Annotated in this window: 12 protein-coding genes and 1 riboswitch; of the genes, 3 read left to right on the top strand and 9 right to left on the bottom strand. The window is 71.3% G+C overall.

Translation table 11 applies throughout. The features are described 5' to 3' along the window. Window positions 1-100 precede the first annotated feature (100 nt). Window positions 101-940, bottom strand: coding sequence for a sulfurtransferase (locus ACF088_RS32300; RefSeq protein ID WP_392379424.1), 840 nt, complete (start codon window positions 938-940; stop codon window positions 101-103). Between the two features lie 249 nt (window positions 941-1,189). Here ACF088_RS32300 and ACF088_RS32295 point away from each other — a divergent pair, with 249 nt between their 5' ends. Then, the gene (locus ACF088_RS32295) at window positions 1,190-1,966 is read left to right on the top strand and encodes a VOC family protein (protein ID WP_392379423.1); all 777 of its coding nucleotides are present in this window, start codon (window positions 1,190-1,192) and stop codon (window positions 1,964-1,966) included. A 36-nt stretch (window positions 1,967-2,002) separates the two neighbouring features. On the opposite strand, the gene ACF088_RS32290 is transcribed toward ACF088_RS32295, so the two are convergent. From ACF088_RS32290 to ACF088_RS32275, 4 genes are all read right to left on the bottom strand, one after another. Further along, complete coding sequence (locus ACF088_RS32290) at window positions 2,003-2,668, bottom strand: thymidine kinase (RefSeq protein WP_392379422.1); 666 nt, start codon at window positions 2,666-2,668, stop codon at window positions 2,003-2,005. Window positions 2,669-2,734: 66 nt separating this feature from the next. Then, window positions 2,735-3,925, bottom strand: a complete 1,191-nt coding sequence (locus ACF088_RS32285; protein ID WP_392379421.1) for an alkaline phosphatase family protein — start codon at window positions 3,923-3,925, stop codon at window positions 2,735-2,737. Continuing rightward, window positions 3,925-4,518: a DUF5998 family protein gene (locus ACF088_RS32280; protein WP_392379420.1), complete on the bottom strand. Its 594-nt coding sequence runs from the start codon at window positions 4,516-4,518 to the stop codon at window positions 3,925-3,927. The genes ACF088_RS32285 and ACF088_RS32280 overlap by 1 nt, the downstream gene beginning before the upstream one ends. 38 nt (window positions 4,519-4,556) lie before the next feature. Further along, window positions 4,557-7,580 carry a GNAT family N-acetyltransferase gene (locus ACF088_RS32275; protein ID WP_392379419.1) on the bottom strand — a complete coding sequence of 1,008 codons (3,024 nt, stop codon included), beginning with the start codon at window positions 7,578-7,580 and terminating at the stop codon, window positions 4,557-4,559. A 222-nt stretch (window positions 7,581-7,802) separates the two neighbouring features. Here ACF088_RS32275 and ACF088_RS32270 point away from each other — a divergent pair, with 222 nt between their 5' ends. After that, the gene (locus ACF088_RS32270; protein ID WP_026170334.1) at window positions 7,803-8,084 is read left to right on the top strand and encodes an HPr family phosphocarrier protein; all 282 of its coding nucleotides are present in this window, start codon (window positions 7,803-7,805) and stop codon (window positions 8,082-8,084) included. A gap of 438 nt (window positions 8,085-8,522) precedes the next feature. Here ACF088_RS32270 and ACF088_RS32265 read toward each other — a convergent pair whose 3' ends face one another. The 4 genes from ACF088_RS32265 to ACF088_RS32250 all read right to left on the bottom strand — a co-directional run bounded on the left by ACF088_RS32265 (window position 8,523) and on the right by ACF088_RS32250 (window position 13,395). Further along, window positions 8,523-9,212, bottom strand: coding sequence for a GntR family transcriptional regulator (locus tag ACF088_RS32265; RefSeq protein ID WP_392379418.1), 690 nt, complete (start codon window positions 9,210-9,212; stop codon window positions 8,523-8,525). 262 nt (window positions 9,213-9,474) lie between these two features. Further along, complete coding sequence (locus ACF088_RS32260; RefSeq protein WP_392379417.1) at window positions 9,475-10,254, bottom strand: M23 family metallopeptidase; 780 nt, start codon at window positions 10,252-10,254, stop codon at window positions 9,475-9,477. Window positions 10,255-10,266: 12 nt separating this feature from the next. After that, a riboswitch (cyclic di-AMP (ydaO/yuaA leader) is annotated at window positions 10,267-10,422 on the bottom strand. A 211-nt stretch (window positions 10,423-10,633) separates the two neighbouring features. Continuing rightward, window positions 10,634-12,016 (bottom strand): M16 family metallopeptidase, encoded by a 1,383-nt coding sequence (locus ACF088_RS32255; RefSeq protein WP_392379460.1) that lies wholly within the window; start codon window positions 12,014-12,016, stop codon window positions 10,634-10,636. Between the two features lie 38 nt (window positions 12,017-12,054). Further along, complete coding sequence (locus tag ACF088_RS32250; protein WP_392379459.1) at window positions 12,055-13,395, bottom strand: M16 family metallopeptidase; 1,341 nt, start codon at window positions 13,393-13,395, stop codon at window positions 12,055-12,057. Window positions 13,396-13,693: 298 nt separating this feature from the next. Between ACF088_RS32250 and ACF088_RS32245 the strand changes: the two genes are divergently transcribed. Further along, the gene (locus ACF088_RS32245; RefSeq protein ID WP_392379416.1) at window positions 13,694-16,141 is read left to right on the top strand and encodes a DNA topoisomerase (ATP-hydrolyzing) subunit A; all 2,448 of its coding nucleotides are present in this window, start codon (window positions 13,694-13,696) and stop codon (window positions 16,139-16,141) included. Window positions 16,142-16,161: the final 20 nt, after the last annotated feature.

Raw genomic sequence — 16,161 nt, 5'->3', positions numbered from 1 at the left:
GGCCTTTCGCGCCGCGTACCACACCGTCCGCCCGCCCCCTGGAATTCAGGGGCGGGCGGACGGCGTGGTACGACGCCCCGTTACGGGCCCCGGTGGGGGCTCAGCCGGGCTGCGGGCCGGTGGCGACGGGGCGGGACGGGTCGGCCGACCACTCGCTCCAGGAGCCGACGTACAGGGCGGCGGGGACACCTGCGACCGCGAGGGCCAGTACCTGATGCGCGGCGGAAACCCCGGAGCCGCAGTACACACCGACCTCCGCCTGCGCCGTGGCACCCAGCGACGCGAAACGCTCGGCCAGTTCCGACGCGTCGCGGAAGACGGTGCCGCCCTCGACGACGTTCTCGGTCGTCGGGGCGGACACGGCGCCCGGGATATGGCCGGCGACCTTGTCGATCGGCTCGACCTCGCCGCGGTAGCGCTCGGCTGCGCGCGCGTCCAGCAGGACTCCGCGGCGGGCGAGGGCGGCCGCGTCGTCCGCCCGCAACAGCGGCAGCCCGCCGGGCACCGGGGTGAAGTCACCTGCCTGCGGAGCCGGTTGCTCGACGCTCATGGCGCCGCCGGCCGCCTGCCAGGCGGCGAGACCGCCGTCCAGGACGCGCACCTCGGGGTGGCCGGTCCATCGCAGCAGCCACCAGGCGCGGGCGGCCGCCCAGCCCTGGCCGCCGTCGTAGACGACCACGGGGCGGTCCGCGCGGACGCCGGCGGCCCGCATCGCTTCGGTGAAGACATCGAGATCGGGCAGCGGGTGCCGGCCACCCGTACCGGGAGGCGAGGCCAGCTCGCTCTCGAGGTCGACATAGACCGCACCGGGCACATGACCGGCCTCGTACACGGGGCGACCGGGCGGGCCACCCATCTGGTAGCGGACATCCAGGACTGCCGGAGCGGTGGGCCGGGCCAGCTCGCTCGCGAGTTCGGTAGCGGTGATGATGGCATTCATGGGACTCATCCTTGCGTAGCGACGGCTACGTACAGAAGGTAGGCGCCCACCCTCCGTATGACGCAGTTACGTCCTGCGGTAACGCCTCTGAGGCGGATCGGAAACGTCAAAGCGGGCATTCTCCCTCGCGAACCGGCCACGGACGGCGCGGCCGGGGCGCACACCAGGTCACCGGGTGCGAGCATCTGCTCGGGACCCGCGCCCGTAGCGCAGATGGTCAGCACCCGACGCTCCGAGGAGAGAGTGACAATGACGACCGAGGCAGCGACCCGGCGGATGCCCGGCGCGCCCTGCTGGGTGAGCCTCCTGGCCCACAGCCTGTCCGCGACGCAGGAATTCTACGGCGCGCTGTTCGGCTGGGAGTTCCGCCCGGGACCGCAGCATTTCGGTCCGTACGCCCGGGCCTTCCTCCACGGCCGGGAAGTCGCCGGGCTCGGCGAGCTGGCGCCCGACCGCCATCTCCCGGTCGCCTGGACCACCTACCTGGCGAGCGACGACGCGGACGCCACCGCCGAGCAGATCCGTTCCTGCGGCGGGACGGTGGGCGTCGGGCCACTGGATGCGGACGACGACGCGGGGCGGATGGCGATCGCCTCCGACCCGCAGGGCGCGATCTTCGGCATCTGGCAGGGCAGGTCGGTGGCAGGCACCACGATCACCGGTGAACTGGGCACCCCGGCATGGAACGAGCTGGTCACCCGGGACACGAGCTCCGTCCTGACGTTCTACGAGCATGTCTTCGGTTATGAGGCGGAACCGGTGATCTCGGCCGGCTTCGACTATCTGACGCTGCATCTCAAGGACCACCCGGTGGCCGGTATCCACGGCGTGGGCAACGCCCTGCCACGCGACCGGGGTTCCCACTGGATGACGCACTTCGCCGTCTCCGATACGGACGCGGCGGCCCGCCGGGTCGCCGAACTGGGCGGGCAAGTGCTGCAGCCCGCCCGGGACTCGGCGCACGGACGGCTGGCGACGGTCTCCGACAGCGAGGGCGCCGTCTTCACCATCGTCCAGCGGAACTGAGGGGCGGCCATACCGGGCTCCGCCCGGCGGCCGGGGCTATTTCGCGCTGTCGACCGGCAGTACGTCCGGGGAGAGCGCGGCCGCGCGGGCGGTCGCCGAGGTCTGGCGGCGACGGTGGTGACGCCGGCACAGCACCTCGTAGCCGACCTCGGTGTGCGGGCCGTCCACGTCGCCGACGACATCGCCGACCACGACCTGCGCGCCCTCGACGACCATCCGGCCGTCGACCGTACGGGCATTGTGCGTGGCGCGGGCGCCGCACCAGCACAGCGCCTCGACCTGCAGCACCTCTATGCGGTCGGCCAGTTCGACCAGCCGCTGGGAGCCGGGGAACAGCTTGCTGCGGAAGTCGGTGGTGATGCCGAAGGCGAAGACGTCCAGTTCCAGGTCGTCGACGATGCGGGCGAGCTGGTCGATCTGTTCGGGGACGAGGAACTGAGCCTCGTCGGCAATGACGTAGTCGACCCGGCCGCCGGCGGAGAGATGGTCGACGACATGCGTGTAGAAGTCCATGCCGTGCGCCGCCTCGACGGCCTCGGTCACCAGACCGAGGCGGGAGGAGAGCTTGCCGCGGCCGGCCCGGTCGTTGCGGCTGTAGATCATGCCTTGCAGGCCGCGGGAGGAGCGGTTGTGCTCGATCTGCAGAGCAAGTGTCGACTTTCCGCAGTCCATCGTTCCGGAGAAGAACACCAGCTCGGGCATGGGAAGTTGCAGGCCTTTCGGGCTCGTACGGAGGAGTGGGGGCGTGCGGGCGGAGGGCCGCGCGGGTCAGGTGCGGACCTCCAGGAGCGGCACCAGCTGCTCCACCGGGGTCATCGAACCGTGCATCCCGACCATCTCCGACTCACGGGGCTCCCGTTCGGTCGCGATGATCACCATATCGGCGTGCGCGGCCGCGACGACATCGCCGATCCGGGCACGCACCCGGTCGTCGACGGACGGTCCGAACCACCCCGCGGCGATGGCCTCTTCGCGGCTCGCCACCCACATCTGCTCGCCGACCACCTCGCGCCAGACGGCGAGCACATCGGCGGCTGCGCCCGGGTGGGCGTACACATGGCGGGCCCGGCCCTCGCCCCCCAACAGGCGTACGCCGGCGCGCAGTTCCCAGTCCTCGTCGAAGTCGATCCGGGACTCGGGGTCGAAGGGGATATCGATCATGCCGTGGTCGGCCGTGATGTACAGCGCGCTGCGCGGCGGCAGTTGTTCCGCCAGCCGCTGGGCGAGCCGGTCGACGTACATCAACTGGCCGCGCCAGGCGTCGGAGTCGACGCCGTAGCGGTGTCCCTTGCCGTCCACCTCGGAGTAGTACGTGTAGACCAGCGAACGGTCACCGGCGGCGAGCTGCTCGGCGGCGAGGTCCATCCGCTCCTCGCCGGAGAGCCGGCCGTGGAAGGTGCCGCCGCTCAGCGCGACCTGGGTGAGCGGGGTGTGCTGGAAATTCGGCGCGGAGACCTGGCAGGTGTGGATGCCGGCGGCGTCCGCGCGCTGGAAGACCGTCGGATACGGCTGCCAGGTATACGGGTCGGTCCAGGGGTACCAGCGCAGCTGGTTCATCAGGGCGCCGGTGGCCGGGTCCTCGCAGGTGTATCCGGGCAGGCCGTGGGCGCCCGGCGGCAGACCGGTGCCGACCGACGCGAGCGAGGTGGCGGTGGTGGACGGGAAGCCTGCGGTGAGCGGGCGGCCGCTGCCGTTGAACGACGTGTCCAGGAGCGAGGTGAGAAAGGGCGCCTCTTCCGGGTGGGCCCGCAGCAGCTCCCAGCCGAGGCCGTCGATCAGGAAGACACAGGCGCGGTCGGCGGGCGCCAGCTCCATCGTCGTGGCGAGGCCGGACATCCCGAGCCCGGTGGCGATGGTGGGCAGCAGATCGGCGAGCGAACCGGTGCCGTACTGCGGTACCGGGGCGCCGAGCGGGTCGAGCGGTTCGGGTTCCGGCCAGGCGGGGGCGATGTGGACCATCAGCGGGGGCTGGGGGTGGCCGCGGTGGCCTCGGAGAGCGCCTGGGCGAAGGTGAGCGTCTCGCGCACCGAGTCCGGTCCGTCACCGGCCTCGCTGACCCGCAGCGAGAGGTCGTCGGCGGTGGAGGAGCCGGTGTAGCCGTGGTCCGCCTCGCAGTTGGGGTCGCCGCAGGCGGCGGGCTCCAGGTCCAGGCGGGCGACCGCGCCCCAGCCGATGGTGAGCACGACCTCGCGGGGCAGCTGGCCCGGGGTGTACGACTCGGGGTTGGCGACCACCCGGCTGAGTACCACGGAGGAGATCCGGCCCAGCTTGACGGACTCGGTGGAGGTGGTGGCGTACGGCGACGGGGAGGTGGCGTCGGCGGCCTGCTCGTCGGTGTGGCTGACGATGAAGCGGGTGCCGGTCAGGACCAGGACCGTGACATGGCGGCGGACCTCGTTGGCGTCGAAGGTCGTCTCCTGGTGGACGAGGTACGACGTCACGGGCTCACCGCCGACCGCGGCCTGCACCGCCTCGGCCACGAGCGTCGGGTAATAGCCGCTGCGCTCGATCGCCGCGCGCAGCCCCTGGGTCGTCGTACCGGTCTTAGCCATGGGGTCCATCTTACGGGGCGTACCGGGCCGCGAGAGCCTCAGTAGACGGGCAGCCGGCGGGGGCCGAGGTCAGTGGTGGCAGGGGCCCTGGCCAGGCGCACGGTCGCCCCCAATACGGAGAGGCCGTGCGCGGCGACGACGACCGGTTCGAGGTCGACGCCGACGACCTCGGGGTGATCGTCGACGAGCCGGGAGACCCGCAGCAGCACCTCGGCCAGTGCCGTGGTGTCCACAGGCTGGGAACCGCGCCAGCCGAACAGCAGCGGGGCGGCGCGGATCGAGCGGATCTGTTCGGTGACCTCGCGGTCGGTGGCGGGGATGAGGCGGTGGGCGATATCGCCGAGCAGTTGGGAGGGCGCCCCGGCCAGGCCGAAGGAGAGCACGGCGCCGGCGGCAGGGTCGATGGCGGCACGGATGACCGTGTCGACGCCGCGCGGCACCATCGACTGGACGACCGGGCGCAGCTCCTCCGGGGAGCCGAGAAAATCGGTCAATTCGCCGTACGTGCGGCGGAGTTCGGACTCACCGGCGATATCGAGACGCACCCCGCCGAGGTCGGCGCGGTGACGCAGATGGGGTGCGGTGGTCTTCAGGGCCACCGGATAGCCGAGGCGGGCGGCGGCGCGGACGGCGGCGTCCGGGTCGGGGGCCGGCAGGACGGGCCGGGTGTGGATGCCGTAGCGGGCGAGCAGGGCCTCGGCGTCCTGGGACGGCACGGGGACGGAGCGGCCCGTGGGGGCGTCGGGGGTGAGCCGGTCGAGGAGTCGCTCGATGTCGGCGCCGGCCGCCGCCTCCTGGATGTCGTCGTATTCGGGCACCCGGCCCGGCTCGGCGGCCTCCCGGCGCCATGCGGCATAGCGGACGGCCTCGGCAAGGGAGCGCACGGCGCGCTCGGCGGCGGGGTAGGCGGGGATACGGAGCGGCGCCGGGCGGGGCCGGGGTGGGGTGGCGGCGTCGCCGGCCGGGTCCGGCTGACGTGCGGCGAGGGTGGGCGGCGGCCCCGGGGGGCTCAGGGGGCGTGAGCGGTTCGGTGGGCCGTGCGCCGGCTGCGGGGGCTCGGCGGACCGGGCAGCGGCGGGGGTCGGGCCCGCGGGGCGGGCCGGCTCGTCCCGGGCGGGGGCCGCGGGCTCGGGCGACTGCGCGGGTGCGGGTGCGGGTGCGGGTGCGGGTGCGGGTGCGGGTGCGGCGAGTGTCTCGGCCAGATCGTCCATGGCGAGGTGGACGACCGTCACCGGCTTCTCCGGATGCGCCTCGGCGGCCGTCCGCAGCGCTGCGGCGAGTGCGGCGCCTTCGCTGTCGGCCGGGGAGACGGCGGCCCCCTCCCCCACCCAGGGGATGGCCGTGACGACCACGGCATCGCAGCCGTCGCCGGACAGCGCCTCGGCGAGCGCGGCCCGGAAGCCGTCCGGTGTCGCGGCCGAGGGCAGCACACGGGGGCTCTGCGGGCGCAGCCCTTCGGTCAGGCAGGCGTCGTAGGCGAGCAGCGCCAGCGACTCGGAGTTGCCGAGGATGGCGATGCGCGGGCCGGCCGGCAGTGGCTGGGAGGCCAGCAGCAGACCGGCATCGATCAGCTCCGTGACCGTGTCGACGCGGATCACGCCGGCCTGGCGCATCAAGGCGGCGACGGTGCTGTCGGGGACGCGGACCGTGGGCACGGCGTGGCCGGGCGGGGCAGTGCCGTTGTGCCGGGCCCCCTTGGCGACCACGACCGGTTTGACGGCGGCGGTGCGGCGGGCGAGCCGGGCGAATTTGCGCGGGTTGCCGATGGACTCCAGGTAGAGGATCACGACATCGGTGTCCGGGTCGTCGTACCAGTATTGGAGCAGGTCGTTACCGGAGACATCGGCGCGGTTGCCGGCCGAGACGAAGGCGGAGATACCCGCGATACCGCCGTCACCGGGCCCGCGCGCATGCAGTCCGCTGAGCAGCGCGATACCGATGGCACCGGACTGGGTGAACAGGCCGATGTGGCCGGCGCCGGGCATCCGGGGGGCGAGGGAGGCGTTCAACCGGACGTCGGTGGCGGTGTTGATCAGACCGAAGGCGTTGGGCCCGATGAGCCGCATACCGTACGAACGGGCCTGGCGGAGCAGGGCCCGCTGCCGCTCCCGGCCGTCCGGGCCCGCCTCGGCGTAACCGGAGGACAGGATCAGCACGCCCTGGACACCGTGTTCGCCGCAGTCGCGGACCACGTCCGGGACGCTTTCCGCGGGGACGGCGATGACGGCGAGGTCCACCGGGTCGGGGATCTCCCGCAGGGTGCGGACGGCCGGCACCTCTTCGGGCTGCAGCCGCTGCATGTCTTCGGGGAAGGCGTGGTTGACGGCGTGCACGCGCCCCGTGAAGCCCGATTCCAGGAGGCTGCGCAGCGCGGTACGGCCGACGCCGCCGGGGGCGCGGCCGGCGCCGATGACGGCGACCGAGCCCGGGGCGAGCAGCCGCTGCACGGACCGGGCCTCGGCGCGCTGCTCGCGGCCGCGCATCACGGCCATGGACTGCTCGGTCGGCTCCAGATCGAACTCCAGGCGGACCACTCCGTCTTCGAAGGTGCGCTTGTGGGTGTAGCCGGCGTCCGTGAAGACCTTGATCATCTTGGAGTTCGCGGGGAGCACCTCGGCGGCGAACCGGCGGATGCCACGCTCGCGCGCGACGGCCGCGATGTGCTCCAGGAGGGCGGAGGCGACACCGCGGCCCTGGTGGGCGTCCTGGACGAGGAAGGCGACCTCGGCCTGGTCGTCCTCGGGGTTCTTGGCGGGCAGCCCCTGGTCGTTGATCCGGTCGTAGCGGACGGTGGCGATGAACTCGCCGCCGACGGTGGCCGCGAGTCCTACCCGGTCGATGTAGTCGTGGTGGGTGAAACGGTGCACGTCACGGTCGGACAGGCGCGGGTACGGGGCGAAGAAGCGGTAGTACTTCGACTCGTCCGAGACCTGTTCGTAGAAGGAGACCAGCCGCTCGGCGTCGTCGGGGGTGATGGGGCGGATCCGCGCCGTGCCGCCGTCGCGCAGCACCACGTCGGCTTCCCAGTGGGTCGGGTACGCGTGGTCCGGCGGCTTCTGCATGCGGACAGCGTACGACCGGCCACCGACAACCGGCTCGGCGCGCGTACGCTCGGGGTGCGGGGCAGGCTGAGGATGCCGTAGGGACGTACGCTCCGGTCGACCTGCCGGACCTCCCTTGGGGAGCCCCATGGCCGCAAAAGGCCAGGACAAAGGGCTGCCCGGCACTCCCGGCAGCGTGAGAGACTGGTCTAGACAACAGTCACGACTTTGAAGGGCAACACCATGGCAGAGCGCCGCGTCAATGTCGGTTGGGCCGAGGGCCTGCACGCCCGCCCCGCGTCGATCTTCGTCCGTGCGGCCACCGCCTCCGGCGTTCCGATGACGATCGCCAAGGCTGATGGCAACCCCGTCAACGCGGCCTCCATGCTCGCGGTCCTGGGCCTGGGCGCCCAGGGCGGTGAGGAGATCGTGCTGGCCTCCGACGCCGAGGGCGCCGAAGCGGCACTCGACCGTCTGGCCAAGCTCGTCGCCGAGGGTCTCGAGGAGCTCCCCGAGACCGTCTGAGTCCCCAGAGCTTCTGCTGCTGCGGCCCCGCCGCGGCGACCGGTGACCGGTCGCCGCGGCGGGGCCGTTTCGCTGTGCCGGGACCTTCGTCGCACGGGGACCCTCGCCGTACCGGAAGCTTCGCCCCACCGGAAGCCGGCTGTACCGGAATCCGTTCGCTGCGCCCGGGATATCGGTGCGCGCGCTCGCGACCGAGCCCGTACGGGCATGACCGACCGCGACCCGGACGCAGAATTTCCGGATACCCGGATGCCCCGATATCAAAAACGGTGCCTTGATATCGAGGACGCAAAGAAGCGGGCGCTATTCCATGCCTCCGGTGCCGCACATATGACAGCGCGTATGGCAGCACAAATACACACGGAAGGTGGGCGGGGACGAAAACGCAATCCCGTACCCCGAAGCCCATTCCGCACTTCTTTGTATACGGGGCGATTGTTAAGGGCGGGCGCGGGCCGTGTTGACGGGCGGTTTCGGATCCCTCACCTCTGCCTTGGCGGGGCGACGGAGCCGGTACACCGGGAGGGAGCGCTCGACATGAGCCGCCATCAGGGCGCGGGCCCGTTCCGCATCCCCCCGGGCCACCGCGTCCAGGACCGCACCGTGTTCGTCCCACGACTCCCCTGTACGGGCGGGCAGTTCCACGATGTACACCCACTCGATCTTGCGCCGCAGCTGGGTCAGCAGCGCCGTCAGACTGGGGCTGCCGGCCGCCTGGGCCAGCGTCTCGTGGAACCATCCGTCCAGTTGGCGCAGATCCGCTGGACTGCCGTGACGGGCCCGCTCTCGGCCGAGCCGTACCAGGCCGCGGAGCACTTTGAGGTGGGCCGGGCTACGGCGGGCGGCCGCGCGGGCGGCGCCCAGCGGCTCCAACAGGGCGCGGACGTCGAGGAGATCGGCGGCCTCCTGGTCGGTGAGCTCGGCGACGCAGGCGCCCGCGTGGTGGCGGGTGGTGACAAACCCTTCGGACTGCAGGGTCCGCAGCGCTTCACGGACCGGCACCCTGGAGACGCCGTACCGGGCCGCAAGGATTTCTTCGATCAGCCGGCTCCCCGGCGCCAGCGCACCGGAGACGATGTCATCGCGAATCGCCGTGCACACCGCATGAGCGGAAATATGGCCTCGCATCTTCCGTGCCTCCGCCGTAATCCCCTGGAAACGCCGCCGGTCGGCGACTTTTCCGTGACTCTATTCGACCGGAACGCCTTTCCGGCGGACTCCGGTTATTCATGGAAATTTTTTGGCCGGAAGTTGGCGGGGGCGCGGCGTATCCCCTGCACACCGACCGCGGCGCCGGATACGCCGAAGCCCCGGCCGTGGAGCCGGGGCTTCGGGCGGATGCTCGTGCGGCGCGGGCCCCTGGAGGCGCGCAACCGGACGGGGCGGGAGATCAGACGTTGACGCCGTGCGAGCGCAGGTACGCGACCGGGTCGATGTCCGAGCCGTAGTCGGCGCCGGTACGGGCCTCGAAGTGCAGATGCGGGCCGGTGGCGTTGCCGGTGGCACCGGAGAGGCCGATCTGCTGGCCCGGGGTGACGTGCTGGCCGACCGAGACGCCGAGCGACGAGAGGTGACCGTACTGGGTGTACGTACCGTCGCTCATCTTGATCACGATGTTGTTGCCGTACGAGCCGCCCCAGCCTGCCTCGACGACGGTGCCCGTGCCGACGGCGTGAACGGAGGTGCCGGAGGCTGCGTGGAAGTCGATGCCGGTGTGGCTGCCCGAGGACCACAGGCCGCTGGAGGCCTTGTACGAGGTGGACACGTAGGAGTCCGCCACGGGGGCTACGAAGGTGTTGAGGCGCTTGCGCTCCGCCTCGCGGGCGGCGCGCTCCTTGGCCTTGCGCGCGGCCTCGACGCGCCGCTTGGCCTCCTCGGCCTGCTTCTTGGCCACGGCCTCGGCCTTCGCCTTCGCCGCCGCGGCCTCCGCTTCGGCCTGCTGCGCGTCGGCCTGGGCCGCGACGTGGTTGGCGAGCTCGTCACCGAGCACGACGGCCTGCTGCAGACCGGTGTCGTGGGTGCGGGCCTCGTCCGTGGCCGCCAGCGCCGGCGAGGCCACGGAGGCGACCACACCGCCGGCCGCGAGGGTGGCTATGCCGGCGATGTTGCGGGTCGTCCGAACGGGGCGGCTCGTACGACGGTGCTTCCCGGTGGCACGGATGAACGCCATGTACTGGCTTGTCCTTTCCCTCCTTCTCGCCTACCGGGTTAGCTGACGGGTTCGGAGCAGGAAGGTCTCCTACGGGCTCCTCCGGAGGGGAGTCCGATTCACCCCAAGGGACTCTGGGTCCCCGGCTCCCCTGGCTCGCGCCGTACGGGGACTCGGCGATGACTGTCCGGTGCCACGGTTGTGGCGGACTTGTGACGAACAGCCGGACCGACGCTAAACGGGGCAACTTTCAATCGGCAAACAGAACCGCTTTTTTGTGCGGGATGCCACAAGAACCGAGGCGCCGGCCGCAACAAACCGGACATACGGCAACTCCCGCGGCAGACCATCGCCACGGGAGTTGCTTTGTCGATATGTGACCTTCCGTCACATGAGGAAATTAGCCGCTGACGACCGTCACCTCACCGATGCCCAGCGCCTTGACGGGCTCGGCGATCTGCGCCGCATCGCCCACCAGGACCGTCACCAGCCGGTCCACGGGGAAGGCGTTGACGGCCGCCGCAGTCGCCTCGACCGTGCCGGTCTCCGCGAGGCGGACGTACAACTGCGCCTGGAAGTCGTCCGGCAGGTGCTGCTCGACCTGATCGGCGAGGGTGCCCGCGACGGCTGCCGCGGTCTCGTACTTCAGCGGCGCGACCCCGACGAGGTTCTGTACGGCGACGTCCCGCTCGTCGTCCGTCAGCCCCTCTGCCGCAAGGGTGCGCAGCACGTTCCACAGGTCGTCGAGCGCCGGGACGGTGGAGGCGGTGTCGACCGACCCGCTGATGGCGAGCAGCGAGGCACCCGTGGCCCCCTCGGGGGACGTGGGAGCGGTGGAGCGAAGCACCTGGCCGAAGGCGCGCACCCCGTAGGTGTAACCCTTCTCCTCGCGCAGAACACGGTCCAGACGGGAGGTGAGGGTGCCGCCCAGGCAGTACGTGCCGAGGACCTGTGCGGGCCACACCCGGTCGTGCCGGTCGGCACCGATACGCCCGATGAGCAGCTGCGTCTGGACGGCGCCGGGGCGGTCCACGATCACCACACGGCCGGTGTCGTCGCCGACGATCGGCGAGGCCTTCAGCGGCTCGGCCGTCGAGCCGCTCCACGCGCCGAGCGTCTCGGCGAGCGCGGCGTCCAGGTCGACCCCGGTGAAGTCACCGACGATGACGGCAGTGGCCGTGGCGGGCCGTACGTGGGCGTCGTAGAAGGCGCGGACGGCCGCGGCGTCGACGCGTCCGACGGTCTCCTCGGTGCCCTGGCGCGGCCGTGACATACGGGACGTGGCCGGGAAGAGCTCCTTGGACAGTGCCATCGCCGCACGCCGGGCCGGGTTGGCGAGCTCGTGCGGGATCTCGTCGAGACGGTTGCGCACCAGCCGCTCGACCTCGCTCTCCGGGAAGGCGGGCGCGCGCAGCGCGTCGGCGAGCAGACCGAGCGCACGCGGCAGCCGGGACGCCGGCACCTCGAGGGAGACCCGTACGCCGGGGTGGTCGGCGTGCGCGTCCAGGGTGGCGCCGCAGCGCTCCAGCTCGGCGGCGAACTCCTCCGCGTCGTGCTTGTCGGTGCCCTCGGACAGGGCACGCGCCATGATCGTGGCGACGCCGTCCAGGCCCTCGGGTTCGGCCTCCAGCGGAGCGACGAGGTTGATCTCGACGGCGACGACCTGCTGGCCGGGGCGGTGGCTGGTCAGGAGGGTGAGCCCGTTGGGCAGTTGGCTGCGGTCGGGGGCCGGGAAGGCCCACGGCCTGGGCGCGCCGCCCTGGGGCTGCGGGTGAAAGTCCATGCTGCTCACGGGGGAATCGGCGTGGGTGGTGGCGTCGCTCACTGGTCCGCCTCCCCTTCCTCGGTCTCGGCGGCGTCGGTCGGCTCGGTGGGCTCGTAGACGAGCACCGCGCGGTTGTCGGGGCGCAGCCGGGCCTTGGCGACCGCCTGCACCTCCTCTGGAGTGATGTCCAGAACGCGCCGCACGGCGGTCAGCGCCAGCTGCGGGTCGCCGAACAGGACGGCGAAGCGGCACAGTTCGTCGGCGCGGCCGCTGACCGTGGCCAGCCGGTCCAGCCATTCGCGCTCCAGCTGGGCCTGTGCCCGCTCCATCTCCTCGGGGGTCGGGCCCTCGGCGGCGAAGCGGGCCAGCTCCTCGTCGACCGCGCGCTCGATGCCGGGGACCTCCACGCCGCCGGACGTCTTCACGTCCAGCCAGCCCAGCGAGGGTGCGCCGGCCAGCCGCAGCAGGCCGAAGCCGGCCGCCACGGCGCTGCGGTCACGGCGCACCAGCCGGTTGTACAGGCGGGAGGACTCGCCGCCGCCCAGTACGGTCAGCGCGAGGTCGGCGGCGTCCGCCTCACGGGTGCCGTCGTGCGGCAGACGGTAGGCCGCCATCAGCGCCCGGGCGGGCACGTCCTCCTCGACGACTTCGCGCAGCTCGCCGCCGATGACGTCGGGAAGGGTGCCGTCCCGCGGCGGCTGCTTGCCGTCGTGCGCGGGGATCGAGCCGAAGTACTTCTCGACCCAGGCCAGCGTCTGCTCGGGGTCGATGTCGCCCACGATCGACAGGACGACGTTGTTGGGCGCGTAGTACGTCCGGAAGAACGCCCGCGCGTCCTCCAGGGAGGCAGCGTCCAGATCGGCCATCGACCCGATGGGCGTGTGGTGGTACGGGTGGCCCTCGGGGTACGCCATGGCCGTCAGCTTCTCGAAGGCCGTGCCGTAGGGGACGTTGTCGTAGCGCTGGCGGCGCTCGTTCTTGACGACGTCGCGCTGGTTCTCCATGGACTCGTCGTCGAGCGCGGTCAGCAGCGAGCCCATCCGGTCGGCCTCCAGCCAGAGCGCGAGCTCCAGCTCGTGGGCGGGCATGGTCTCGAAGTAGTTGGTGCGCTCGAAGCTCGTGGTGCCGTTGAGCGAACCGCCAGCGCCCTGCACCAGCTCGAAGTGTCCGTTGCCCTTCACCTGCGCGGAGCCCTGGAACATCAGGTGCTCGAAGAGGTGAGCCAGGCCCGTACGGCCCTTGACCTCGTGGCGGGAGCCGACGTCGTACCAGAGGCAGACCGCTGCGACCGGGGTCAGGTGGTCTTCGGAGAGCACCACGCGCAGGCCATTGGCCAGCCGGTGCTCGGTCGCTGTCAGGCCGCCGGAGCCGGCTTGTTCTGTGGCCGTGTGACCCATGGGCATGTACGTCCCTTCGATCCGCTTGCGAGGAAGTTCTGTCACTGTATGCAAGCGCGTCGGCATCTGGCGAAGTCACGGGGCGGCCGGCCCCGGACGTGCGCCGTGCGCGACCCCGCAGGAGCCGAAGGGGGAGTCGCGGTCGGCGTTGTCAGTGGCGCGGTCCACAATGGTCCGCGTCAGACTCAGACATACTCGCGGGTCGATCCCTCAGCTGGTTGACCCGACTGGTTGACCGTTGTTCGATGTCGCCTTCCCGGCATCGGCAGTAGACGCAGCAGAAGGAGCCGCAGCCGCGATGGCCCGCCGCAGCACGAAGACCCCGCCGCCGGACGACTTCGAGGAGAGGATCCTCGACATCGACGTCGTCGACGAGATGCAGGGTTCCTTCCTCGAGTACGCGTATTCGGTCATCTACTCGCGCGCCCTGCCGGACGCCCGGGACGGTCTCAAGCCCGTGCACCGCCGCATCCTGTACCAGATGAACGAGATGGGGCTCCGACCCGATCGCGGTTACGTCAAGTGCGCCCGCGTCGTCGGCGAGGTGATGGGTAAGCTCCATCCGCACGGCGACGCGTCGATCTACGACGCTCTGGTGCGCATGGCGCAGCCGTTCTCGATGCGGCTGCCGCTCGTCGACGGCCACGGCAACTTCGGTTCGCTGGGCAATGACGACCCGCCCGCCGCGATGCGGTACACCGAGTGCCGGATGGCGTCCGCGACGTCCCTGATGACGGAGTCCATCGACGAGGACACCGTCGACTTCACGCCGAACTACGACGGCCAGGAGCAGGAACCGGTCGCCCTCCCTGCCGCGTATCCGAACCTCCTGGTCAACGGCACGTCCGGCATCGCCGTCGGTATGGCGACGAACATGCCGCCGCACAACCTGGGCGAGGTCATCGCCGCGGCCCGCCATCTGATCAAGCATCCGAACGCCGATCTCGACACCCTGATGCGCTTCGTGCCGGGTCCGGACCTGCCGACGGGCGGCCGGATCGTGGGCCTCGGCGGCGTACGGGACGCGTACGAAAAGGGCCGCGGCACGTTCAAGATCCGCGCGACGGTCACGGTGGAGAACGTCACCGCCCGCCGCAAGGGCCTGGTCGTCACCGAACTCCCCTTCACGGTCGGCCCCGAGAAGGTCATCTCCAAGATCAAGGACCTGGTCGGTTCGAAGAAGCTCCAGGGCATCGCGGACGTCAAGGACCTCACCGACCGCGAGCACGGCCTGCGGCTGGTGATCGAGGTCAAGAACGGCTTCAACCCCGAGGCCGTATTGGAGCAGCTCTACAAGCTCACGCCGATGGAGGAGTCCTTCGGCATCAACAACGTCGCGCTGGTGGACGGGCAGCCGCTGACGCTGGGCCTCAAGGAGCTGCTGGAGGTCTACGTCGACCACCGCTTCAACGTGGTGCGGCGGCGCAGCGAGTTCCGGCGGACCAAGCGGCGCGACCGTCTCCACCTCGTCGAGGGCCTGCTGACGGCCCTGGTGGACATCGACGAGGTGATCCGGCTCATCCGCTCCAGCGAGAACAGCGCACAGGCCAAGGAGCGGCTGATCGAGCGGTTCTCGCTGAGCGACATCCAGACGCAGTACATCCTCGACACCCCGCTGCGCCGGCTGACCAAGTTCGACCGTATCGAGCTGGAGTCGGAGCGTGACCGGCTGCAGGACGAGATCGAGAAGCTGACGCAGATCCTGGAGTCGGACGCCGAGCTGCGCAAGCTGGTGTCCGGCGAGCTGGCCGCGGTCGCGAAGAAGTACGCCACGGACCGGCGGACGGTTCTGCTGGAGTCGGCGGGCACCTCGGTCGGCGCGGTGCCGCTGGAGGTCTCCGACGACCCGTGCCGGGTGCTGCTGTCCTCGACGGGGCTGCTGGCGCGTACGGTCGCCGGGGACGTGGCCTTCGACGCCGACGCCAAGCGCGTCAAGCACGATGTGATCGTCTCGGCGGTGCCGGCCACGACCCGCGGCGAGGTGGGCGCGGTGACGTCTCTGGGACGGCTGCTGCGGATCTCGGTGATCGATCTGCCGCACCTGCCGGAGACCGCGACGGCGCCCAGTCTCTCCGGCGGCGCGCAGTTCGCGGAGTTCCTGACGCTGGAGGACGGCGAGGAGCTGATCTGTCTCACGACGCTCGACGAGTCGTCGCCGGGCCTGGCGCTCGGCACGGAGCAGGGCGTCGTCAAACGGGTGGTGCCCGACTACCCCGCCCACAAGGAAGAGTTGGAGGTCATCACCCTCAGGGACGGGGACCGCATCGTGGGCGCGGCCGAGCTGCGCACCGGTGAGGAGGACCTGGTCTTCGTCACCAGCGAGGCGCAGTTGCTGCGCTATCCGGCGTCGCAGGTGCGGCCGCAGGGCCGGCCTGCGGGTGGCATGGCGGGCGTCAAGCTGGCGGAGGGCGCGAAGGTGATCGCGTTCGCCGCGATCGATCCGGCCTCCGACGCCATGGTGTTCACGGTCGCCGGCTCGCACGGCACGCTGGACGACTCTGTGGCGACGGCCAAGTTCACCCCGTTCGACCAGTATCCGCGCAAGGGCCGGGCGACCGGCGGGGTGCGGTGCCAGCGGTTCCTGAAGGGCGAGGACGTTCTCATCCAGGCGTGGGTGGGACCGGCTCCGGTGCGTGGCGCGGATGCCAAGGGCACCCCGGTCGAGATGCCGGAGGTGGATCCGCGGCGGGACGGCTCGGGTGTGCCGCTGATGAAGCCGGTGGCAGCGCTGGCGGGGCCGGTGTAATCAGGCGCGTGACGGATGCG

This window comes from Streptomyces sp. NPDC015125, assembly GCF_043080045.1.
Taxonomy (GTDB): domain Bacteria; phylum Actinomycetota; class Actinomycetes; order Streptomycetales; family Streptomycetaceae; genus Streptomyces.
This window is presented reverse-complemented; position numbering and strand designations above follow the sequence as displayed.